The organism is Streptomyces sp. NBC_01003 (assembly GCF_045162695.1).
In the GTDB taxonomy this organism is placed as follows: Bacteria; Actinomycetota; Actinomycetes; order Streptomycetales; family Streptomycetaceae; genus Streptomyces.
This window is the reverse complement of the sequence record NZ_CP108707.1, coordinates 6,279,739-6,300,724: the sequence shown is the minus strand read 5'-3', so window position 1 is coordinate 6,300,724 and position 20,986 is coordinate 6,279,739. Positions and strand designations below refer to the sequence as shown.

Sequence of the window (20,986 nt, the reverse complement as noted above, 5' to 3'; positions counted from 1 at the left end):
CGTGGGAGTCGACGTCCAGCCCTCGGACCGCATCGCCTCGGCGAGCGCGCTCTCGCTCCACTCATCGAGAAGCGCGGCAACAGCCACCCGCGATACGGCTACGTCCAGTGCCGCGCCCTCGGCCCGGAAGCGCCGCAACAGTCGAACGGTTCGATCCCAACCACCGGTACGGTCACCGCCATTGATGCGGCGCCGACCTTCGGTACCCATCTCGCCCCCCACAACGACCACTGTGTTCCTGCTCAGTTCATATCGCTATCTTGACCTTGTTGACGCGGCCACGGGGAGAGTTGATGAGAACCATTCCGAGCGGGATCTCGAACAGGACCGGGAGCCACGCCGAGCGCAGCGTCTTCGCTGCCCTCAAAGCCATCCCCGACCAGGAGAGCGTGGCGCTGTACTCCGTCCACCTGCCTTCGCACCGCTACAAGCGCGTTGGCGAGATCGACTTCGTGGTGGTCACGCCGCAGCTCATCCTGTTCATCGAAGTGAAGGGCGGGCGCATCGCCCACCATGAGGGCAGTTGGCGCTACGAGCGACGCGACGGGCGCGTGGACCTGCGTCCCGAAGGCCCCTTCGAGCAGGCTAATTCGGGTATGCACGAGCTGGAACGGGAGTTGAGAGAGTCCGTCGGCGGCCTTCGCGCACGGGACGCCGTCGGTGGCTATCTGGTCATCACCCCGAATGTCGACCTGCCGCCGATGACCTCGTACGACCCGGAGCAGTACTTGGGTCAGACGGCGTACGACGGAGGGCGAGGCCTTGAATCGGCGATCCGGCGGGCTGGCAAGTACTGGCGCAACAAGGGGCGGAACCGGTCGGCCATCTCCCCGCTTCCTGCGGCTCTACGCAAGGAAATCGTGCGTGCCGTACGGCCGGATTTCGACCTTGTACCAAACCTGCGCTCGCGCATCACAGACCTGGAAGTCGAGTTCGAGCGTTTGACGGAGGAGCAGTTCGACAAGATCGACGAGTTGGCCGAAAATCCACGGCTCATCTGGAAGGGCGGGGCGGGTACCGGCAAAACCTTCCTGGCCGTGGAGGCCGCCCGCCGCAAGTCGACTCACAGCAGCGTCCTGTTCACCTGCGCCAGCCCTCCTCTGGCCAAGCATGTGGCTCACGTGTTGTCCGACGAGTCCGTCACGGTCCTGCCCTACGAGCGGCTCCACGAGGTGCACGGGCGTTCCTTCGACCAGCTGATCGTGGACGAGGCACAGGATCTGATGAACTTCGAAGGCCTGGGGAAGCTCGACGAATTGGCCGAAGGAGGACTCGAGCAAGGACATTGGATCTTCATGCTCGACCAGAACAACCAAGTCCTGACACCGGAGAGATACGACCACGAGGCGTGGACCTATCTCCGCGGTTTGGGAGCCACGACCTCCTCTCTCGGCCGGAACTGTCGTAACACCGAGCAGATCGTGACGCAGGTGCAGACCTACACCGGTGCCGACCTTGGGGTCGCCAAAGCTGGTCAGGGGGAACACGTGCTGTTCGCCGATGTCCGTTCGAAGGAGCACGAGGCCGAGGCACTGGACGCCTACCTGGATCGGCTCATCGACGAGGGCCTGGCCCCTGGAGATATCACCCTCCTGTCGTCGACCGGCGACTGGGAGAACACCTCGGCCCGCCAGTCTCGCCGGATCGGGAAGATTGAGCGTTACGCCGACACCATCGCTACAGGGGCACCGCGCGCACGGATCACTTGGTCGTCGGTGGCCGATTTCAAGGGGCTTGAGAACCGCGCTGTCTGTGTGATCGACATGGAACCCGATGCGCTGGAAGGACGGCTCGACGCGGTCTATGTCGCCTGGACGCGGGCCCGCGCACAGCTGTGGATCGCAACACGGCCCGGAGTGGGGCGCCGTCTGCGGGAGATTGGGATCGCCGTGTTGAAGAAGGACGGTGGCGTGAAGTGAGGGCGACGGAGGAGGAACTCGCCAATCACCGCGACGACTTCGTGGCCTATCTGCGGCGCCAGTTGGTGGGACCCTCGGCGGGCCAGGACGAAACCCTGGTCGACCCCCCGGATCGTCGCTACCTCATGGGGACGCTGTATCCACGCGGTACCGACCTGCACACCCACACCTCGGCCGCCGGTGAGCAGGAGGATGCGGAGAGCGCGGTCGGGCTCGGCGAAGAGGACGGGTTCGCCGACGACCCGGTTGCCGAGGCGAACGCATGGCTGCCGTCGTCGATGGGATTCTCGTTCTTCACCGATGCCACAAGCATCGAGGTGGAATGCTCAGCCGCTCGCTACGAGACCGTACGCACTGGGCGCCGCAGAGAGTGGAACCGGCTACCGCAGCAGACCGAGACCGTTGCGGTCTCCGTGGGCTCCTCCACCGGCACACCCGTCCTCAACGGTCACGCCCAACTCTTTGTCCGCTGGCGCCCACACGGCTCCGGCCACTTGGTGACCTGCGTGCTGTCCAATGCACATCACGAAGAGGAAGAGCCTCGGGACTCCTGGAGCCTGATGCTCTTCCAGGCCGGCCTGGAGGCCACGACGGTCAACGGGGAAGTACTCGAGTACCCGAGCACTCGGCTCAACAGCCGCGACCCCGAAGAGCAGGAACTACGCGTCCAATATCGGCATGTTGTGACGCGGGCCGTGGGTCACGGGTGCGCCGTGGAGTGGGACGACAGCCGCGTCCCGGTCACATCGCTTCGCGCCGAGGTCATGCCGCAGAAGACGGTCCCACACATTCGTCCGGACGGCCCGTCCGACCTGCCGGTCCTGAAGCTGTCCCGGCTGTCCGAACCCGATCTCGCGCCGGAGGACCTCCGAGTCGAGCTGGAATCATTCGTCGCCGGCTACCGCGATTGGTACGAGGAACGCGTCGTCGATGCGTCCAAGCTCCTCAACTGGGCACAGCCCCCAGCCGCACGTGTTCTGAACCGCGTTCTGACCGCGGTCGAGCGCATGGAGTCGGGGGTAATCGCCCTCACCGAAGACTCCCGCGAGGGCGAGCATGCGCGCGAAGCGTTCCGGTTGGCAAATCGCGCCATGGCTCTCCAAATGCTGCACTCCCGGCGTGAGTTGGCGGGCACCCGCCGACGTCGGAACGAGGACGTGGTAGAAGTCTCCGAGCCTGACGGCACCGCGGCCTGGCACCCGTTTCAGCTCGCGTTCTTCTTACTCGTCGTCGATGGCTTGATGAACCCGAACCACGACGACCGCGAGACCGTCGACCTGATCTGGTTTCCCACTGGTGGTGGCAAAACCGAGGCATACCTGCTGACTGCCTGCTTCGAGATTGCATGGCGTCGACTGCACTACGGGGCCGCAGGTGGTGGAACCGCCGTCATCAGCCGATACACGCTCAGCCTCCTCACCACTCAGCAGTTCCAGCGAACAGCCACAGCGATCTGCGCCCTTGAGTACATGAGGCTCGGCCATGACGGAACCGAGGCCCGCCGGTTGGGCCGCGAACCCATCACCGTTGGCCTCTGGGTCGGCCAGGAGACAACTCCGAACTCCTACGCGAGGGCCGCCGGCGAACTGGGCGAATTGAAGCAGCTCAACGAGCCCGACGACCGTTTCTTGCTCGAACGTTGTCCATGGTGCGGCACCGAGATCGTCCCGGAGCGCTACACCCGCGACAGTGACTACGGCATCAAGGCAGACAACCTCTCCTTCTCATTCAACTGCCCCCGCGACACCTGCGTCTTTCACGAACGGCTTCCAGTCGCAGTCGTGGACCAGCACATCTACGAGCATCCACCCACATTTCTCCTCGGGACGGTGGACAAGTTCGCCCGCCTCGCCTGGGAGCCCAAGGCCGGGCGCATCTTCGGCGCCCGGGGTCGTCTCAGGCCCTCCTTGGTGATCCAGGACGAGCTGCACCTCCTGGCCGGTCCGCTGGGGACCACGGTTGGCTTGTACGAGTCGGCCGTCCTGGAACTGTGCGGTTGGGAGGGGGTCAAGCCAAAGGTCATCGCGTCGACGGCCACCATCCGACGGTCACAAGAGCAGGTCCGCAATCTGTTCGGCCGAAAGACCCAACTATTCCCACCGGCCGGTCTCGACGCCCGCCACTCCTACTTTGCCTCGCCGGACGAAACGCGGCCGGGACGACTGTACGTAGGTGTCATGGCCCAGGGGCACACTCCAGCAACTGCGACGGTCCACACCGGGGCCGCGACGCTCCAGGCTCCTAGGTCCGTCACCGACCGGACCGAACTGTGTGACGCGTATTGGACTGTTGTCGCATACCACAACAGCCTTCGCGAGCTGGGCCGTACGGTCACCATCGCCCGCGACGACATCCCAGCCCGACTCTCCCACCTCACCCGTGACGAATCGTCCCGTCGTGATCTGCCGGACAACAGTGTGGTCGAACTGACCAGCAACATCCCTCGTGCCGCCCAGCCTGGGCTGCTCGACCGACTCGGCCGACCCTTCACCGAGAAGGACAGCATCTCCTTCCTTGCGACCACCAATATGCTCTCCGTCGGTGTCGACGTACCCCGACTCGGGCTCATGATCATGAATGGGCAGCCCAAAACCACGTCCGAGTACATCCAGGCGACCAGCCGTGTAGGACGACGGCTGGTTCCCGGTCTGATCGTGACGCTCTTCCGGTCTTCCAAGCCCCGAGATCGATCCCACTACGAGTCGTTCGGGGCTTACCACTCCTCTCTCTATCGGCACGTGGAACCCACAAGCGTCACCCCGTGGTCACCGCCGTCCAGGCAACGCGCCCTGCACGCCGTACTCACGATCCTCGTCCGCCACGGCCTCGGCCTCAGCGCCGAGGACAGGGCTGGAGACATCGTGGATCACCGCGACGACCTCGACGCGATACGGAACCGCATCCTGCGTCACGTACGTGATTCCGACCCTGGCGAGGCCGACGCCACCGAGGAGGACCTCAACTCCTTGATCGACGAATGGCTTCAGGAGGCCCGCTCTGCGCTGGGCAACGGGGGGCGGCTCTACTACCGACCCCAGGGACAGGGCCACGATGCACTGCTGACGGACTTCGGAAAGCCGAATGAAGGTCTCTGGGAAACAGCGCAGTCCATGCGAAACGTCGACAGGGACTGCCTGGTGGAAGTCAAGGGGGCACAGTGAAGGACAACAGGCGCAGAATCCGGCGTACGCAGACGGTCACCCCCTTCGGAGTTGGCGGCATCGTTGACCTCCGAGGCGAATCCTTCGTCGCGGCCGACGCCCGGAGCTGGGGCAGGAAGGGCGAGCCGGTGGAGTCGCCCCGCCTCGCCCGAAAGCTCGGCGTCAGCGGCTTTCGCTCAGCCCCGGTGATCCCAGCGGGCAAAGCGCAGTACGTCTCGCGAGTCGGCCCGGTGTACGTGCGCTTTCCCCGATGGCTGTTCTGTCCCAAGTGCCGAAGGATGAACTACTGGGTCGCCGAAAGGGAGGAGAGGAACAAGGCGCCGCGCTGCGCGCGGTGTTCCGACTCCCCGCAGCTCGCACCCATGCGTTTCGTCCAGGTCTGCCGTGACGGGCACATGGCGGACATCGACTGGCGGCGCTGGGCGCACTGGCAGGCCGAAGGCCACGATCGCAGGCAGTGCCAGGTCAGACAGCTCTCCTTCGTCGCCTCTCCGGACTCCTCCGGCCTCGACTCGCTGCGCATCAAGTGCCTCGCGTGCGGCGCCGATCGAAATCTCGAAGGGATCACTCAGAAGGGCATTCTGAATCGCCTCGGCGTGGTCTGCCCTGGAGTTCACCCGTGGCAGGTCGAGGGGGATGAGCAGGTTGAATGCGAGGAGACCCCGCGGGTTATCCAGCGTGGCGCTTCAAACGTCTACTTCCCGGTCGTGCACTCTGCCATCGAAATACCCTTGCCGGAGGACAGTGACGATGACGAGGCCGACGCTCTGAGAGCGACAACCCATCGCCTGTGGCCCAGACTCGTGAGCGCACCGGACGGCCCCGCCGCCAGCGCCTTCGTCGAAGTTATTTCCGAGGACTGCGATGTCGACGAAGAGTTTGTCCGTGGACTCCTCCAGGACGATGCTGCCGACAGATCCGCAGGACAGACAAGCAACGATGCCCAGGACGACCTCAGCATCGGCGAATGGGCAGCCTTCACCAGCACCGACCCGAGGTCTGTCTCGTCGCGGGAGTTCGAGGTCGCGCGAGTGGACCTGGGTTCGCGAGCGGACGATCCTCCCTCCATTGCACTTCTCCACCAACGGATCGATCGCGTCGTCGCCGCGACACGCATCCGGGAGGTCCGAGCGCTCGAAGGCTTCACTCGCATCGAGTCGGACGACCGCGATCGACTGGTTTCCGTCAATCCCGTGGCCAGAGCGCAATGGCTGCCCGCTGTGGAGTCGTACGGCGAGGGGCTCTTCGTCTCACTCGACGAGGATGCCCTGTGCGAGTGGGAAAACCTGGCGAGCGTCCATGACTGGGTCGGTCAGATGGGGAACAATCTCGAGGCGTCATTCCAACAGGATCGCTGCCGGGAGCGAACTGGACCGCGGCTCCTCCCTCGGTACGTGATGCTGCACACGCTGGCCCACCAACTCATCCGCCAGCTGTCCTATGACAGCGGATACAACGCCGCGTCACTCCGCGAGCGGATCTATGCGAGGAGCCATGCGCGAGGAAGTCGACACCCCGCACAAGCAGGCGTCTTCGTCTACACGGCGGCCGGCGACTCGGAGGGGACACTGGGCGGTTTGGTCCGACAAGGGAAGCCTCCACACCTGACGGACACCGTGGTACGCCTGCTGGAGTCGGCGCAATGGTGCTCGCAGGACCCGCTCTGTTCCGACTCCACGGGGCGGTCTCTCGCCAATCTCAACAGAGCGGCCTGCCATGCGTGCACGCTGCTTCCCGAGACTTCGTGCGAGATCGGGAACACTCTGCTGGATCGCACCTTGCTCATCGGCGACGGCCAGGTCGAGGGCTTCTTCCGACCGGTGATCCAGGCGGCCTTCGAGGAGTCGGCTGCGGCGATTGGCACACCGTGACCCTGCCACCGCTTCTGGACCTGACACCCGAACAGGAAGCTGCCGTCACCCTTCCCTTCGACGGGCGCCACCTGATCACCGGGCCCGCGGGTTCCGGCAAGACGGTCGCCGCCGTATATCGGGCCTGGGCCCTGGCAACCGTTGGCAGGCCCACCGCCCTCGTCACCCACTCCAATCTGCTGAGTCAGCACACTGCACACGCCTCGGCACGCCTCGGCGAAGGCATTCGCGTCACCACTTTCCATCGCTGGTTGCGCACTTTCTGGAATGACAACTTTGCATGCGATCCGCCCAGCGACGGGAGTGGCGAATGGAGCTACGACTGGGAGTCGATGCGAGACGAGTGTCTCGACAGGCCCCCGAGGAGGATCGACGATCTGGTCATCGACGAAGGACAGGAACTCCCTCCGGGCTTCTACCGGCTCTGTCGCTTTCTCCCCAACCAGATCACGGTCTTCGCGGACGAAAGCCTGGGCATCGGCGAGGAGCAGACAGGTCTCGATGCCATCGATCGAGCGCTCAAGACCATGGACGGTGTCATCACACTCCCGGTGAATCTGCGGACGACCCGAGAGATCGCGCTCCTCGCGAACACCTTTCACGTCGGTCCCGCATCAGCCCTCGGGGCCCCTCCAGAGCGCTCTGGTGAAAGACCTGTGCTTCTGCAGTGCCCGCACGAGCCAGCCTTTCTGGCACAACTGGCGCAGTTCATCACCGCCCACCAGGACCGCACCATCGGGATCGTCTGCAGGAGCACGCAACTGCAACGCGAGATCCACCGAGACTTGGCCCTTCACGGCCTCGCCACCTCCGTCGAGTCCTACGTATCCGGCGACATCAATCGATCCGTCGTCGACTTCTCCTCGCACCGGGTCCACGTCATCCATGCGGCGAGCATGAAGGGGATGGAGTTCGACATTCTCTTCGTTCCCGATCTAGATGCCTATGCCGAGGACCCGAGCAGCGCCTCCACTCGCAGTCAGTTCCACGTGCTCTGCACCCGAGCGCGCGACGAGCTATTCCTCATTCATTACGCCCAACATCCCCCCGAGATCGTCGACGAAATCGCCCCCCACCTGCTGGAGCGGCGCGCAATGTAGGTCTCGAGTTACTCGGTTAGATCCCCCTCCGAGGACCTCAGGGTCAAAGTGCCCCTGAGCCCGGTCCAACACCTCGTCCGGGTCGCGGCCGTGGGCTCGTAACCAGTGGAGGAGGTCCGTGATCACGTCGATCACGGTCTCCTCCGCGAGGGCGATGCCCAGGCGAGTGCGTGGGGCTTCTCTTGGTACGCCGGCCTCCCCGTACAGAGCGATCAGTGATTCGGCCCGGGTCACACGCAGCCCGCCGGCATGGCCCTTCGGGGCAGACAGATCAGTGGCCAGTTCGCACCACGTGATCTTCGAGTCTGCGCGCGGTACGACGCCCCAACGATCGGCGAACGCGTCCACCAGTGCCATCCCCCTGCCGGACTCGGCGTCGGCATCCGACGACAGGAGCGTGGGCAGCGCCCGTGCGTCCGGGTCGTGAACCTCGATGCGCAGGTATGTGCCGTTCATGGAGACGGCGAGGGTCGTCGGCGTACCCGGACCGACATGAGTGATGACGTTCGCCGTCAGCTCACTGACACACAGCTGGGCCGCCTCGATCTGATCGGGAAGACCCCAGGCCTCCAGGTGTATCCGCGTGATGTTCCGGATACCGGCCACTTCCTCCGGCTCGGCCAGGAAGGCAAGCTCCCAGCTCTTGCGCTCGACCTCGCAGCGGCAGCCACCCATGCCATCAACTCCTCGCCAGAGAAACCTGGTTCGCCTGTCGCGTTCCAGCTGCCTCCAGGGTTTCAGCGCAACTTCCGAAATGGAACTCTCACCAAAGGGGCGCGCGGGGCACGACAGCGCACATCATGCTCAGCACGCGCCCTCTTGCCGTCACGCCCGTGAGCGGGGCACGCTCGGCGGGGAGATCCACATGAAGGGCTGAAAACATGGCAGTTGGCCCCACCACGCGCAGGCGTCAGCTCGGCGCGGACCTGCGCCGCCTTCGGGAGCGCAAAGGCCTCACCCTGGAGGAGGCAGGCGCTCTGGTCGGCATCTCCAAAGCCACCCTCAGTCGGTACGAACGGAAGGAGGGGGCCGTCAAATGGCCGGCCGTGGACGCGCTCTGCCGGCAGTACGACGCCACGGACGCCGAGCGTGAAGCGCTGGTCGATCTCGCCAAGGGCGCCAGGATCCAGGGATGGTGGAGGTCTCTCGCGGACCCCGTGCCGGAGTCCATGAACCTGATGCTCACTCTCGAGGACGAGGTGACGCACGAGGACCACTACGCCTGCATGTACATCCCCGGACTCCTCCAGACCCGGGACTATGCAGAAGCGGTCCACAGGGCATCGGAGATGCGGCGTTCCGACAAGGAAGTACGGCACATGGTCGACATCCGCATGAAGCGCCAAGAACTCCTGCGCCGTGAGGATCCGCCCCACATCTGGGCCGTGATCGACGAAGCAGCCGTCCGTCGTCGTGTCGGAGGCGCGGGCGTCATGTGCAGCCAGCTCGAACATCTGCTGTCGGTCGGGGAACTCCCCCACGTCACGCTTCAGATCCTGCCTTTCTCCACCGGCGCGCACGCCGCAGCCGTAGGCAGTTTCGTCGTTCTCGGCGGACCGACCCCCGAACTCGACGTCGTCTTCCTGGACATCCTTGCCGGAGGCGGTCTGTTCATGGAGAAGCCTGAAGAGCTGGCCCGCTATAGGTTGGCATTCCAGTACCTCAGCGCACAGGCCCTCGACGTGGAGGCGTCTCGCGCCCTCATCCGGCAGGCCTTCAAGGAGAGTTGATGAACTCGTATCCGCAGCAGCAGCTTCGCTGGTTCAAGTCCACGTACAGCGGCGGCAGCGGCAACGAGTGCGTCGAGGCGGCCTGCGTGAGCGGCGGCATCCTGGTACGAGATTCCGCACGCATAGGCCATGGCTGCATCGCGGTCGAGGGCTCTGCTTGGAGCGCCTTCGTTCACGGGCTGCCAACAGAGGTACGTCCGCGCGCCCTCACTCGGTGAATCGACCACTCATCGGCCACCCGACGTGGCGTGTTCGAGTTAGCAACAACTGGGGCGGGTGTCTGAGTAGTTCGTCGATCGGACCCTGCGGCCGCACGTCTCCATCGGCGACCAGCTGACGCCCGGTTCCCGCCCAGCGTCCGTCAAGGCTGGTCGTACCAAGTGAACGACGCGATGCGCCAGCCCTCCGGCGTGCGGACGAACTGGATGGACTTCGTGCCGCCGCCCTCGAACGGTTCGCCGTTCATGACGCCTGACTTGCGGTACTCGCCGAAGCGCGCTGCGATGTCGCCCGCGATCTCGGTGTGTTCGGAGGTCTCCCACTCGGAGAACTCGACCAGCCGGCCGTCCGACAGGAGCTTCCGGCGCGGCTCGATGAACTCGTCCACCGTGTAGGCCGTGGTCGCCGGGCCGGTGCTCACGATCACGGCGCCCGGGATCGTGAGCCGGCGGATCCGGTCGACGTCCGCCTCACTGCCGCCCCGGTTGTCGAACGCGCCGAAGAACTCGGCCGTGATCGCGTCTATTTCGGTCTTGGTGGTGCTTATGGTCTCGGACATGGCGGGGACAGTAGCACCCAGCCGGACGGACCTGTCCGGGCGCCGGTTCGGTCGCGCTCCGTGCCTGGTGGGGGCGCCGAACTCCCGTAACTTGCCTGGGCTTTGACGTCCGTCGGCGACCAATCCGGACTGACGACTGAAGCTCCTGTCGGCGATGCTCCGGCCGCCCCTACTCAGGGTGAGATGAGTACCCGTCCCCGTGTCCCGGCCGCGGCCCTGCGCTGGGATTGGGGCATGGCTCCCTCCCGTGCCTATGCCCGTACCCGTAGCCGTATCCCCACGCACCGCCGGGGGCTCCGCGTCGCCGCTCTCCTCGCCCTCGCCGGCGCGATGACCGCCTGCTCGACTCAGGTCGACCCGGCCCAGCGCACGTACCGGCAAGCCATGGACTCCATGTACCCGGACGTCTACGACGCGGCCAAGGCCGTCGATCCCGGCAGTAAGCCCGAGGAGTTCGGTGGCGGCAGCAGTGCTTGCCACCCTCAGGACTTCGTCGGGGACTCCATGGATGACGCTCAGGTCGTGGCTTCTGCCGACGTCAGCGTGATCCTCAGCGCCTCCGATTCGCGCTCCCCCGACCAGCTCGTTCGCGAAGTCGTCACGCGGCTTGAGGGAAAAGGGTGGAAGCGGTCGGGCAACAAGGAGAAGCGGGACGACGAGGTCGCCGTCCGCGTGACCCGGCCCGGTTCCGGCAGCGCCCATGTCTCCGCGCACCGTGAACACCCCGAAAGCAACAGGGACTTCACCGTTCTCGACGTCGGCGTCGTCACCGACTGCTTGCGGAACCCTGGCTACAGCGGCGGCTGAGTGCGGGCGAGGCCCTACTCTCCGTCCTGCCCCCTCCCCTCCCCGTAATCCGCCACGAACCCTCCCCCGCCCACCTGCTCCGCCACCCGCGCCAACCAGCCGCTCGGGGAGTACGGCGACGGGGGGTCGACCTCCATGCCCAGTTCCGCCAGCGCCAGCGCGTAGTCCGATTCGTCCAGGGGCAGGGCCAGCAGTTCGTTGAGCTCTCCTGCCAGGCGCGCCTTGAGGTGGGGGTCGGTGGTGGTGATGTAGTCCGTGGTCGCCGCGTCATGGTCGGCGAACTCGTCCGGCATGTCCTGGGAGAACCAGCCGCCGAGGAACTGCGCCGCCTCCGGGAAGCGGGCGCGCCACTCCCAGTGGGTCAAGGGGGCTGAAGGGGGCGGGACTTCGCCTTCTTCGATGCTCTGCTTGATGTGGTCGGCGAGGATGGTCAGCCAGCCCTGGAGGTCGCCCTCGGGCAGGCCTACGTCGGGGACCGAGTAGAACTCGCCCAGGCGCAGGCGCACTCGGCCCGGAGGGTTACGGGAGTACTCGCGCAGCTGCGTTTCGGCGGCGGCCAGGGCCCAGGGGCGCGTGTGCCAGGTGTGGCGCAGGTAGGCCGTGAGGGCGACGCCCGGCTTGTCCTCGGTGTCGTCAGCCGGCTGGCCGACGTACGCGCGCATCACCTGGTCCAACTCGCCGTATCGGCGGTCGTGTTCGAGGGGATTCATGGGCACGGCTGCGGCATCCTCTACGGGTGGTGACAAGTGGTTACAGGTAGACAGGGAACGTGGCGTGCACGACGAAGCCGTGCCGACTCGCGTCGTCCCGCTTGAGGATCACGCGCGCGGCCCGTACGTCGACCGGCTCGCGGCCCGCCAGCATCATCGCCTGGAGCAGGACCCGGCCGACCGGGTCCGGGCGGGACGGCCACGCGGCCTCGATGGCGAGGCGGGAGCGGGTCGACTGCGCGAGCCAGCGGTGGATGTGCTGCTCGTTGGCTGTGACCACTTGCTGGGTCGCCCATTGCGCGGTCTCGCGGTCGGGGTAGGTGGCGGAGCGGGTCGGGTGTGCGGTCATGAGTGCTCCCGCTGCATGTGGTCGTTGACGGTGGCGATGAGTTCCTGGAGCCGGTCGCGGGTCGCCCAGTAAAGGCGCGACTTGAGCGCGTCCGGGCCCGGGAAGAGGACCAGCGCGCGCTGCGCCTCGGTGGTGTAGGCCGCGGCGCCCTCAGCGCAATAGGGGTGCTCGTTCGTCACCGCTGCCCGGACCGTCTCCGCGAATTCCTGATCCCCTTCGTCCATGAGGATCGCGTCGAACCCGAAGAGATAGGGGAAGGTCAGTTGGAACTCCCAGCCCGCCATGGGAAGTTCACTGTATTCGGGCGAGGGCTCGCGGTCGAGGATTCGTACGATCTCGGCGAGCATACGCAGATACTCCGCCGGGTTCACGTCGCCGGCGGCTCGCTCCGTCTTTTCCCGGAACTCCGGCGGGAAGGGGGCCAGCCCTTCACAGCGCTCCACGGAATCCGCCGTGAATTCAAGAACTCCGGAAGCCGTGTACACGGAACAGTTCCAGTTCGCGATCCAGTTGCCGCGGACGGTGCGGATGTAGCGCCGGATCTCGTCGTCCAGTGACAGCTCGCCTTTGGACTCCTGCGCCTTGATGGCGAGGCCGAGGAGTCGCGGCGCCGGGCCGTCCGAGAACAATGAGGCAGGGAAGGGCTGCACGTTGACCACCTCTCCTAGGGTCCCTTGTGCGGCATGGCAGTGAGCACGATGAAGGGCGGGTGAAGGCCTTCCTTGTAGATCAGGCGGACCTGAACCCAGCTCTTGTCGTCGGCTTTGGCACTCATGCCGTCAGTATCATAGTTGTCACGCGAGACGCTGCGGCCCGTGGACTGACCCGCGAATTCCTTGTAGATCGGAGGCTGGATCTCCGATTTGTTCGGGTCGTAGTTCGGGTTGTTCTGGATCTTCTTCTCGACGCTCTCGATCCATTTGGCGATGCGGTCGGCGTTGTTGATGTCCTCGATCGCCGCGGTGGTGAATTTCTGGGCGGACGCGAGATCTTTGAACGTCGACGCGGCCGGTGCGCCGGTTTGGTCGCGCAACCGCATTCTCAGCTGATCGTCGGTGAGACCTACATGCTTGTCGATGGGATGGCTGTCGTACAGACCTTCCTGATTCGCCAGGTCCAGCGGGTAGAACATGTTGTCCGGGTCCTGCCCCGGAACGGTGAAGTGGTGCTCCTTTTTGTAGTCGTTCAGCGAGCGCGCACCGAAGGCTTCCGCACGGGCCTCCTCCGCCGCGTACGTCGGAGCGGCTCGGTGCGCCTCGTCCAACGCCTCCATGAGCGCGTCGAGTCGGGGCCAGAGCGCGTTCACGCGGCGGTTGTACTCCTCCACGACGCGGTTGAGCGCGGCCGTGTCGATGTTGAGCGTGATCTCGACGCTCAGCTCCGCGCCGCCCTTGGCGAGGCCCTTGAGGAAACGGCCTACACCCTTCGCGCCCTCCTTGAGGTCCTTGAGGTCGACGCCGTCACTGAGGTCGATGTCGCCGACGGCCTTCTTGACCGCGTCGAAGTAGATGTCCCACACCTCGCCGTTCACGTACACCGCCGCCTCGGCGAACTCGCGCAGCAAGTCGCTGATCTTCATCGCGGTGTCGAACAGGACGGACATGACCGGGTGGCTCGGCTTCTGATTGGCGGCCGAGTCGTGCTTCCACTCGTAGCTCGCCGTCTGCTTGCCCCACGCCGTGGTGCCCCACAGCGAGCTGCAGAACTGGCGCATGGCGTCGTGCCATTCGCTGTTGCTCTGCTGGGTGATGCCGTACATCTGGCCCGTCAGATTGCCCTCGGCCCACGACAGCGCCTTCGTCATGTCCGCCCAGGACTGCGACAGCGAGTTGAGGTAGTGCTGCTGCGGATACGGGTAGACCTCGGCGACCTTGCCCCAGCGGAAGGCATGTTCGAGCAGCGGGCGGATGAGGTGCCAGACGACGTCGGGAATGCACTCCAGGAGCGAGCGGATGAAGTCGTCTCCGCCGTCGTCGTCGCCCCACTTCAGGTCGGGGACCGACCCGTAGTTCGGGACCTTGTCGATGACGACGGGCGGGGGCTGCGTCTGGGGCTTGGTCTTGCCCGAGGCGTCGTTGGCGGCCTCCGCCTTGGAGTAGTTGTTCGCGGTGGTGGCGAAGCCGACCGCGGCGCCCCCGATACTGACCACGGCCTTGGCCCACACCTCGAGGTAGCGGTTGGCCGCCTTGAGGTAGGAGGCGGCGAAGGCCTGCGGGGCCGTGCCGTAACCGCCCGCGTCGGGGTACTCCTTGAGCTCCTTGATCAGGTTCTTGGCGGCCTTGTCGAACGGTGTCTGCTCGCCCGCGAACCCGCCCGCGACCTGGTGCAGCGTGGACGGCTTGACGTCGATGGTGCCGCTGCTCGGCGCCGGCGTCCCCATCAGGCCACGCCCCAGCCGCGCAGGACCGCCCGGTGCGCCGCCGCGTAGTTGATGTGGCCCGTCGTCACGATCTCGTGCAGCCACTTCTGGGCCGCCTGGAGATCCTGCGCCGAGTGGTCCCATTCGTCGAGCTTGTCGATGAACATCTCCCGGGCCTCGCCCTGCCAGGACAGGACGACCGGCTCTACGCGCTCGTAGAGGTCGTCGATCCGCCCGTTGAGCTGTTTGAGGATGTCCTCGAGCTCCACCGCGAGGTGGTGGAGGGTGGTGAAGGCGACCGATATGTGGTCGTCGGCGTCGCTGGGCGGCACGGATCCCCCTTGTCGCTGTGCACGTCTGCGGCTACGAGTTGTGGCGTACGGCTACGAGTTGTGGCTACGGCTACTGCTTCGGCCCCATCCGCGTACGGGCTTCCGGTCCACGGCTGCGTACGGATGCGGCGGCGAGTGGTGAATGACGAATGGCGAATGGCGAAGGCGAGTGCGTGGACCCGCCGGATCAGAAGCTGTCCAGGCCGCTGCGCGGCCGTGAGGGCGGCGCGGGCGCCTCGACGTTCGGCGTGGACAGCTTGTCGGCCTCGCCCGCCACATCGACGTTGACCTGGATCCGGCGGAACTGGTCGAGCTTGTCCAGTTCGAGTTCCGTGAAGCCGTCGCGGCTCATGCGGACCGCCTGCTCCAGGACCTTCATCACCTCGCGGATCCGTACGGCGTCCTCGGCCGCCGCCCGGTGAAATCCCCGGTACGCCGTCGACGCCGGGCCGCTCCAGCCCGCCTCGATGCTGTCGACGATCGTGTCCATGCGCTTCACCTGCTTGTCCAGGTGGTCCTGCATGCCGTCCAGGTCGTCCGCGAGCTTGGTCAGCTTCTCCGGCGGAACCCGTAGATCTTTTGGATCGCCCATCACACCGCTCCCCCGGTCACATGTGGCGCTCAACCCCCGTTGATCGCACAGGAATTCTAGAGCACCGCGGGCCATTCGCGACGGCCCCCTCGCCCCCCGCATTCACGGAGGACCGGCCGAGGACCGGCCTGCCCGCAGGCGCCGCAATCCCGCGCGTTAGCCTCGAATCGGTCCACGTCCACCCGGGCCGCACATGACGGAGAAGCGAGGCAGCGATGGCGAAGGTACCGGCGGCAGCAGTGGCCGCGAGCGGGATTGTCGGCGGGTACGCCGTGGCCCGGTTCACCAAGAAGCGGCAGCTCGGCGGCGTCGTGCTGGCCGCCGCGGGAGTCGCGGCCGGAGCCCAGTGGCGGCAGGCCGCCGGGGGCAAGGTGGCTGCCGTGCTCGGTGGTGCCTACGTCGCCGCCTTCGCCGGGTCGCACCCGCTCGCCAAGAAGCTCGGCGCCTGGCCCGCCGTGTTCACGGTCGCCGGGGGTGTCGCCGCCGCGTCCTGGGCACTCGCCGACCGCCACACCGCTTAGGCCGGACCCCTACGGGGGGCTACGCGCCCCGGTGCCCCAGCACGTTCACCACTCGCCCCTCCGGGTCCCGTACGAAGAAGCGGCGCACGCCCCACTCCTCGTCGCGGAGGTCGTGGACGATCTTCGCGCCGGATGCCCGTACCTGCTCGTAGACCGCGTCCACGTCCTCGACCTCCACGCTGAGGTCCGGGATCACGGGCGCGGTCTCGTCGTGGGTGAGGAAGCTGACCTGGGCGGTCGGGTTGGAGGGGGACGCGAGGGTCATCACCCAGGCCTCGGGGGTCCGGGGGTCTCCCGCTCCCCCGGTAGACAGGCGCATGACCTCCTCGAAGCCGAGCAGGCCGTAGAAGCCGCGGTTCTCGGCCATCGACTCCGGCGACTTCGTCGTGAGGTTCGGGACGATCCTGCGGATGGTCATCGGGGCTCCCGGGCGATGAGGTCGTGTCGGGGCGGTACGCGGACTACCGGTCATCCTCGCGGAACGTGCGTCCGACCGCCGCCGCGATGAGCACCGCCCCCGCCATCACGAGCGAGAAGAAGCACCACACCAGCTGCCACGGGAAGATGCCTCCCGGGTCGGGGTGGGAGGCGAACGACGCGTAGAGGAGCACGATCGGCGGGGCCGCCACCAGCAGGACCGCCAGCGGAAGGCGGTCGCGACGGCCGGCGTACGCACCGAGGGCCAGGAGGGCCACGGCGAGGATCGTGACACCCAGGTTCGTCACCGGGGTGGTCTCGTTGATCGAGCCGGGGGTCTCCGGACGGTTGCGCAGGTCCCAGGGCATGCACAGGACGTACGCCGCTGTGGACAGGCCCAGGAGGAGCAGGCGGGTCAGCCAGCGCTCCGGCCATGGGCTGCGGGGCAGAGGCCTCAGGAGACGTGCTGCTGCGGTTCCGGCGGTCATGGCTACGAGGTTCCGGGACGGGCCGCGGGGGGCGACAGAGTACGCATACTCATGTCCCTACCCGCTCTCCCGCCGACCGCCTCACTTCCCCCCCTCGCCTGCCCCTCACCTCCCCCTGAACGTCGACCTGTACGCGCCCGGCGACACCCCCAGGCCCGCCTGGAAGTGCTGTCTGAGCGACGTGCCCGTGCCGAAGCCCGCATCCGTCGCGATGCGGTCGACGGTGTGGTCGGTCTGTTCCAGGAGTTCGCGCGCGCGGTCCACGCGGCGCTGCGTCAGCCACTGGATCGGGGTGAGGCCGGTCTCCTCCCGGAAGCGGCGGCTGTACGTGCGGACGGACATGGCGTCGCGCGCGGCCAGCTCGGCGAGGGTGAGGGGCTCGGCGAGGCGGGCGAGGGCCCACGCGCGCGACGCGGACGTGGACGTCAACCCCTCTGATTCCACGGGGCGTTGGATGAACTGCGCCTGGCCGCCCTCCCGGTGCGGCGGCACCACCGTGCGGCGCGCCACCTCCGCGGCGACGGCCGCGCCGTGGTCGCGGCGGATCATGTGGAGGCACAGGTCGATGCCCGCCGCCTCGCCCGCGGACGTGAGGATCCGGCCCTCGTCGACGTACAGGACGCCGGGGTCCACCGTCACGGACGGGAACGTACGCGCGAAGAGATCGGCCGACATCCAGTGCGTCGTCGCGCGCCGGCCGTCCAGGAGTCCGGCCGCGGCGAGGACGAACGAGCCGGTGCAGATGGAGGCGATGCGGCGGGGGCCGGCGTGGGAGTGCGGGCCGGGTCCTGGCGCTTCCTCCGCCCCACGCAGGGCCGCATCCCCGATCAGCGCCGCAGCCAGTTCCTCGGGCAGGCCGTCCGGCCCGAGGCCCTCGTCCGTCTCGTGCGACGCCGGTACGAGGACCGTGTCCGCGGCCGCCACCGTCGCCAGGCCGTGCTCCGCGTAGATCGGGAAGTCCGCGTCCGTACGGATCCTGCCGGGGCGCGGGGCGCAGGTGCGGACGTCGTAGAGCGGCTCGCCCGTCGCGGAGCGCGCCGTGCCGAACAGCTGGTGGACCAGGCCGAGTTCCATGGGCAGGACGCCGTCGCGGACGAGGACGGCGACGGTTCGGCGACCGTCTGGCGCCGGGGTCGCGGGCCTTGCGGGCCTTACGGGAGGCATGGCCGGATTCTTTCATGTCATGGCCATCTGGCCAGTCGTGGCGCCGGGCGCCTCCGTCGCAGGGTGAAGTCATGAGGCCGTATCGCAAGATTCCCCGGTCCCCCTGGACCGTCGCCGCCGGTGCCGCGCTCGCCATCGTCACGGCCGGGGCGTTCAGCACGCTCGCCGGTCTGCTCGTCGGGCCGTTGCACGAGGATCTCGGCTGGTCACGGGCGTCCGTCGGGCTCGGCTCGCTCGTGAACATGGTCGTGTACGGGGGGAGTGCCCCCTTCGCGGCGGCGCTCATGGACCGGCTCGGGATGCGGCGCGTCGCCGTCGGCGCCCTGTGCCTCGTCGGGGCCGGGGCCGGGCTCGCGACGACGATGACCGCGCCCTGGCAGTTCGTCATGTACTGGGGCGTGCTGGTGGGCCTGGGGACGGGGGCGACCGCGACGACGTTCGCAGCGACGGTCACCGAGCGGTGGTTCGTCGCGCGGCGCGGGCTCGTCACCGGGCTGCTCACGGCGGCGAGCGTGGTGGGGCAGTTCGTGTTCCTGCCCGCGCTGTCGTGGGTGATCGACACGTACTCGTGGCGGGCCGCCGCCGCGGCACTCGCGCTCGCGGCGGCCGGCGCGCTGCCGGTGGTGTGGGCCGCGGTGCGCGAGTCGCGGAAGGACCTGGGCCGAACCGAAGGCACCGCTCGCCCCGCCGGCCGTACCGAGGGCGCCGCCCGGCACGCCCTGCGCACTCTCGGCCGCGCCGCCCGCACCGGCCCGTTCTGGCTGCTCGCCGGGACCTTCGCCGTCTGCGGCGCCTCGACGAACGGGGTGATGTGGACGCACTTCGCGCCCGCCGCCCACGACCACGGGATGCCGGTGACGGTCGCCGCGTCGCTGCTCTCCCTGATCGGGATCTTCAATGTCGCGGGGACGGTGGCGTCCGGATGGCTGACGGACCGCGCCGATCCGCGCCGCCTGCTCGCCGTGTACTACGCCCTGCGCGGCCTCACTCTCCTCGCTCTGCCGCTGCTCCTGACGTCGGCCGTGGACGCGCCGCTCGTCGCGTTCACCGTCGTCTTCGGGCTGCTCGACGTGGCGACCGTGCCGCCGACGATCGCGCTGTGCCGCGCCCACTACGGGGCGAACGCGCCGGTCGTGTTCGGCTGGGTGAGCGCCGCGCACCAGGTCGGGGCCGGGGCCGTGGCGTTCGCGGGCGGGATGGCACGGGACACCTTCGGCTCGTACGACCCGGTGTGGGTGGGCGCGGGCGCGCTGTGCGCGGGGGCGGCGCTGCTGGCGCTGACGGTGCGCCGCTCCACCCAGGCGGGCAGCGAAGCGGTCACGCCCCCAGTGCCCGCGACACCGCGTAGATCGCGAGCCCTGCCAGCGAGCCCACCACCGTGCCGTTGATCCGGATGAATTGCAGGTCACGGCCGATGTGCGCCTCGATCTTCTTCGAGGTGTGCTCGGCGTCCCAGCCCGCCACGGTGTCCGTGATGAGGGAGGTGATCTCCTTGCGGTACGTCGTCACGACGTACGTGGCCGCGCCCTCGACCCAGCCGTCGACCTTGTCCTGGAGGCGCTCGTCCGTCGCCATCCGGGAGCCGAGGGAGAGCAGCGAGGCCCGTACCCGCAGCCGCAGCTGGCTGCGCTCGTCCTCCGCCGCCGCGACGATCATGGCGCGCACCGCGGACCAGGCGGAGGCGATCAGGTCCTGGACCTCGGGACGGGCGATGACCTCGGACTTCAGGCGCTCGACGCGCGCCCGCGTGTCCGTGTCGGACTGGAGGTCGGAGGCGAAGTCGCCGAGGAAGCGGTCGAGGGCGCCGCGGGCCGGGTGCCCGGGCATGTCGCGCATCTCGGTGACGAAGCGCAGGAGTTCCTTGTAGACGCGGTCGCCGATCTTCTTGTCGACGAACCGTGGGGTCCAGCCGGGGGCGCCGCCCTGCACCGCGTCCATCACGGAGTCCCCGTGCCGCACCAGCCAGTCGTGGGCGCGTGCGCAGACGAGGTCCACGGCCCGCTTGTGGCCGCCGTCGGCGACGACCCTCTCCAGCAGTTTGCCTATGCCGGGCGCGACCTCCTGGGCGTCGGCGCGGCGCGTGATGGCCTCGCCGACGACGGCCTGGACGTCCGAGTCGCGCAGCACGGTGAGGGCGCCGCGCAGGGCGGTGGCGAGCTCGGCCGTCACCCGGTCGGCGTGCTCCGGTTCGGCCAGCCAGGTGCCGAACCTGCTGCCGATGCCGACGGCGCGCAGCCGCTGCCGTACGACGTCGGAGGAGAGGAAGTTCTCCCCGACGAACTCGCCGAGCGAGACGCCCAGCTGGTCCTTCTTGGTGGGGATGATCGCCGTGTGCGGGATGGGCAGGCCGAGGGGGCGGCGGAAGAGCGCGGTGACCGCGAACCAGTCGGCGAGGGCGCCGACCATGCCCGCTTCGGCGGCCGCGGCGACATAGCCCGCCCAGGCGCCGGCGCCGGAGTTCTGCCCCCATTTGGCGAGTACGTAGATGACGGCGACGAGCAGGAGCAGGCCCGTGGCGGTGGTCTTCATCCGGCGTACGCCGCGCTGCTTCTCCACGTCGGCGGGGCTGAACGAGCCGGGGCCCGCGCTGAACGGGGCCGGCCGCGTACCGAATGAGGAGCCGCCCGCGCGGGCATGCTCACTCATGCCCGCTTCGCCCGTTTCCTCCAAGTCCTGCGTGCCGCGCGC

Annotated in this window: 21 protein-coding genes; 9 read left to right on the top strand and 12 right to left on the bottom strand. The window is 67.6% G+C overall.

Annotated features, from left to right (window positions below):
* The first annotated feature begins 293 nt into the window (after positions 1–293).
* The 4 genes from OG698_RS28785 to OG698_RS28770 are packed head-to-tail and all read left to right on the top strand — an operon-like array spanning position 294 to position 8,051.
* Positions 294–1,919: an NERD domain-containing protein gene (locus OG698_RS28785; RefSeq protein ID WP_406106419.1), complete on the top strand. Its 1,626-nt coding sequence runs from the start codon at positions 294–296 to the stop codon at positions 1,917–1,919.
* Positions 1,916–5,080: a helicase-related protein gene (locus OG698_RS28780; protein ID WP_406106417.1), complete on the top strand. Its 3,165-nt coding sequence runs from the start codon at positions 1,916–1,918 to the stop codon at positions 5,078–5,080. Before OG698_RS28785 ends, OG698_RS28780 begins: the two co-directional genes overlap by 4 nt.
* A complete protein-coding gene (gene drmB / locus OG698_RS28775) occupies positions 5,077–6,951 on the top strand; it encodes a DrmB family protein (protein WP_406106415.1) in 1,875 nt (624 codons plus the stop codon). The genes OG698_RS28780 and drmB overlap by 4 nt, the downstream gene beginning before the upstream one ends.
* Positions 6,948–8,051, top strand: coding sequence for an AAA family ATPase (locus OG698_RS28770; RefSeq protein WP_406106413.1), 1,104 nt, complete (start codon positions 6,948–6,950; stop codon positions 8,049–8,051). Before drmB ends, OG698_RS28770 begins: the two co-directional genes overlap by 4 nt.
* Here the strand turns inward: OG698_RS28770 and OG698_RS28765 are convergent.
* The gene (locus OG698_RS28765; RefSeq protein ID WP_406106411.1) at positions 7,968–8,726 is read right to left on the bottom strand and encodes an ATP-binding protein; all 759 of its coding nucleotides are present in this window, start codon (positions 8,724–8,726) and stop codon (positions 7,968–7,970) included. The two genes, OG698_RS28770 and OG698_RS28765, sit on opposite strands and share 84 nt — an antisense overlap.
* A 206-nt stretch (positions 8,727–8,932) precedes the next feature.
* On the opposite strand from OG698_RS28765, the gene OG698_RS28760 reads away from it, so the two are divergent.
* Both OG698_RS28760 and OG698_RS28755 read left to right on the top strand, forming a co-directional pair.
* On the top strand, positions 8,933–9,781 hold the full coding sequence (locus OG698_RS28760; protein ID WP_406106409.1) for a helix-turn-helix domain-containing protein: 849 nt from the start codon (positions 8,933–8,935) through the stop codon (positions 9,779–9,781).
* Positions 9,781–9,999: a DUF397 domain-containing protein gene (locus OG698_RS28755; protein ID WP_406106408.1), complete on the top strand. Its 219-nt coding sequence runs from the start codon at positions 9,781–9,783 to the stop codon at positions 9,997–9,999. Before OG698_RS28760 ends, OG698_RS28755 begins: the two co-directional genes overlap by 1 nt.
* Positions 10,000–10,142: 143 nt before the next feature.
* Here the strand turns inward: OG698_RS28755 and OG698_RS28750 are convergent, their stop codons facing one another.
* The gene (locus OG698_RS28750; protein WP_406106406.1) at positions 10,143–10,559 is read right to left on the bottom strand and encodes a DUF4440 domain-containing protein; all 417 of its coding nucleotides are present in this window, start codon (positions 10,557–10,559) and stop codon (positions 10,143–10,145) included.
* A 183-nt stretch (positions 10,560–10,742) separates the two neighbouring features.
* Here OG698_RS28750 and OG698_RS28745 point away from each other — a divergent pair, with 183 nt between their 5' ends.
* On the top strand, positions 10,743–11,366 hold the full coding sequence (locus tag OG698_RS28745) for a hypothetical protein (protein ID WP_406106405.1): 624 nt from the start codon (positions 10,743–10,745) through the stop codon (positions 11,364–11,366).
* Positions 11,367–11,380: 14 nt separating this feature from the next.
* Here OG698_RS28745 and OG698_RS28740 read toward each other — a convergent pair whose 3' ends face one another.
* The 6 genes from OG698_RS28740 to OG698_RS28715 all read right to left on the bottom strand — a co-directional run bounded on the left by OG698_RS28740 (position 11,381) and on the right by OG698_RS28715 (position 15,708).
* The gene (locus OG698_RS28740) at positions 11,381–12,082 is read right to left on the bottom strand and encodes a contact-dependent growth inhibition system immunity protein (protein WP_406106404.1); all 702 of its coding nucleotides are present in this window, start codon (positions 12,080–12,082) and stop codon (positions 11,381–11,383) included.
* A 34-nt stretch (positions 12,083–12,116) separates the two neighbouring features.
* Positions 12,117–12,425 (bottom strand): RNase A-like domain-containing protein, encoded by a 309-nt coding sequence (locus OG698_RS28735; RefSeq protein ID WP_406106402.1) that lies wholly within the window; start codon positions 12,423–12,425, stop codon positions 12,117–12,119.
* On the bottom strand, positions 12,422–13,075 hold the full coding sequence (locus tag OG698_RS28730; RefSeq protein WP_406106401.1) for a hypothetical protein: 654 nt from the start codon (positions 13,073–13,075) through the stop codon (positions 12,422–12,424). The genes OG698_RS28735 and OG698_RS28730 overlap by 4 nt, the downstream gene beginning before the upstream one ends.
* 14 nt (positions 13,076–13,089) lie before the next feature.
* Entirely contained in the window at positions 13,090–14,805 is a 1,716-nt protein-coding gene (locus OG698_RS28725) for an RNase A-like domain-containing protein (RefSeq protein WP_406106399.1), read from the bottom strand.
* Positions 14,805–15,116: a WXG100 family type VII secretion target gene (locus OG698_RS28720; protein ID WP_406106397.1), complete on the bottom strand. Its 312-nt coding sequence runs from the start codon at positions 15,114–15,116 to the stop codon at positions 14,805–14,807. The genes OG698_RS28725 and OG698_RS28720 overlap by 1 nt, the downstream gene beginning before the upstream one ends.
* A gap of 187 nt (positions 15,117–15,303) precedes the next feature.
* Positions 15,304–15,708, bottom strand: coding sequence for a WXG100 family type VII secretion target (locus OG698_RS28715; RefSeq protein WP_406106395.1), 405 nt, complete (start codon positions 15,706–15,708; stop codon positions 15,304–15,306).
* A 215-nt stretch (positions 15,709–15,923) separates the two neighbouring features.
* Between OG698_RS28715 and OG698_RS28710 the strand changes: the two genes are divergently transcribed.
* Positions 15,924–16,229 (top strand): hypothetical protein, encoded by a 306-nt coding sequence (locus OG698_RS28710; protein WP_399973503.1) that lies wholly within the window; start codon positions 15,924–15,926, stop codon positions 16,227–16,229.
* A 19-nt stretch (positions 16,230–16,248) separates the two neighbouring features.
* On the opposite strand, the gene OG698_RS28705 is transcribed toward OG698_RS28710, so the two are convergent.
* The 3 genes from OG698_RS28705 to OG698_RS28695 all read right to left on the bottom strand — a co-directional run bounded on the left by OG698_RS28705 (position 16,249) and on the right by OG698_RS28695 (position 18,298).
* The gene (locus OG698_RS28705) at positions 16,249–16,647 is read right to left on the bottom strand and encodes a VOC family protein (RefSeq protein ID WP_406106393.1); all 399 of its coding nucleotides are present in this window, start codon (positions 16,645–16,647) and stop codon (positions 16,249–16,251) included.
* A 43-nt stretch (positions 16,648–16,690) separates the two neighbouring features.
* Complete coding sequence (locus tag OG698_RS28700; protein ID WP_399973501.1) at positions 16,691–17,134, bottom strand: hypothetical protein; 444 nt, start codon at positions 17,132–17,134, stop codon at positions 16,691–16,693.
* 105 nt (positions 17,135–17,239) lie between these two features.
* Positions 17,240–18,298, bottom strand: coding sequence for a GlxA family transcriptional regulator (locus OG698_RS28695; protein WP_406106391.1), 1,059 nt, complete (start codon positions 18,296–18,298; stop codon positions 17,240–17,242).
* 71 nt (positions 18,299–18,369) lie between these two features.
* Between OG698_RS28695 and OG698_RS28690 the strand changes: the two genes are divergently transcribed.
* Positions 18,370–19,686 (top strand): MFS transporter, encoded by a 1,317-nt coding sequence (locus OG698_RS28690; protein ID WP_406106389.1) that lies wholly within the window; start codon positions 18,370–18,372, stop codon positions 19,684–19,686.
* Here OG698_RS28690 and OG698_RS28685 read toward each other — a convergent pair.
* A complete protein-coding gene (locus tag OG698_RS28685) occupies positions 19,616–20,944 on the bottom strand; it encodes a DUF445 domain-containing protein (protein WP_406111333.1) in 1,329 nt (442 codons plus the stop codon). The two genes, OG698_RS28690 and OG698_RS28685, sit on opposite strands and share 71 nt — an antisense overlap.
* Positions 20,945–20,986 lie beyond the last annotated feature (42 nt).

Excerpts from the sequence above, each read along its gene's own strand:
- OG698_RS28700 (WP_399973501.1), bottom strand. The coding sequence starts at position 17,134 with ATGACCGCCGGAACCGCAGCAGCACGTCTCCTGAGGCCTCTGCCCCGC.
- OG698_RS28735 (WP_406106402.1), bottom strand. The coding sequence starts at position 12,425 with ATGACCGCACACCCGACCCGCTCCGCCACCTACCCCGACCGCGAGACC.
- OG698_RS28785 (WP_406106419.1), top strand. The coding sequence starts at position 294 with ATGAGAACCATTCCGAGCGGGATCTCGAACAGGACCGGGAGCCACGCC.
- OG698_RS28685 (WP_406111333.1), bottom strand. The coding sequence starts at position 20,944 with ATGAGTGAGCATGCCCGCGCGGGCGGCTCCTCATTCGGTACGCGGCCG.
- OG698_RS28765 (WP_406106411.1), bottom strand. The coding sequence starts at position 8,726 with ATGGGTGGCTGCCGCTGCGAGGTCGAGCGCAAGAGCTGGGAGCTTGCC.
- OG698_RS28745 (WP_406106405.1), top strand. The coding sequence starts at position 10,743 with ATGAGTACCCGTCCCCGTGTCCCGGCCGCGGCCCTGCGCTGGGATTGG.
- OG698_RS28750 (WP_406106406.1), bottom strand. The coding sequence starts at position 10,559 with ATGTCCGAGACCATAAGCACCACCAAGACCGAAATAGACGCGATCACG.
- OG698_RS28695 (WP_406106391.1), bottom strand. The coding sequence starts at position 18,298 with ATGCCTCCCGTAAGGCCCGCAAGGCCCGCGACCCCGGCGCCAGACGGT.
- OG698_RS28725 (WP_406106399.1), bottom strand. The coding sequence starts at position 14,805 with ATGGGGACGCCGGCGCCGAGCAGCGGCACCATCGACGTCAAGCCGTCC.
- OG698_RS28755 (WP_406106408.1), top strand. The coding sequence starts at position 9,781 with ATGAACTCGTATCCGCAGCAGCAGCTTCGCTGGTTCAAGTCCACGTAC.
- OG698_RS28690 (WP_406106389.1), top strand. The coding sequence starts at position 18,370 with ATGAGGCCGTATCGCAAGATTCCCCGGTCCCCCTGGACCGTCGCCGCC.
- OG698_RS28760 (WP_406106409.1), top strand. The coding sequence starts at position 8,933 with ATGGCAGTTGGCCCCACCACGCGCAGGCGTCAGCTCGGCGCGGACCTG.
- OG698_RS28715 (WP_406106395.1), bottom strand. The coding sequence starts at position 15,708 with ATGGGCGATCCAAAAGATCTACGGGTTCCGCCGGAGAAGCTGACCAAG.
- OG698_RS28705 (WP_406106393.1), bottom strand. The coding sequence starts at position 16,647 with ATGACCATCCGCAGGATCGTCCCGAACCTCACGACGAAGTCGCCGGAG.
- OG698_RS28710 (WP_399973503.1), top strand. The coding sequence starts at position 15,924 with ATGGCGAAGGTACCGGCGGCAGCAGTGGCCGCGAGCGGGATTGTCGGC.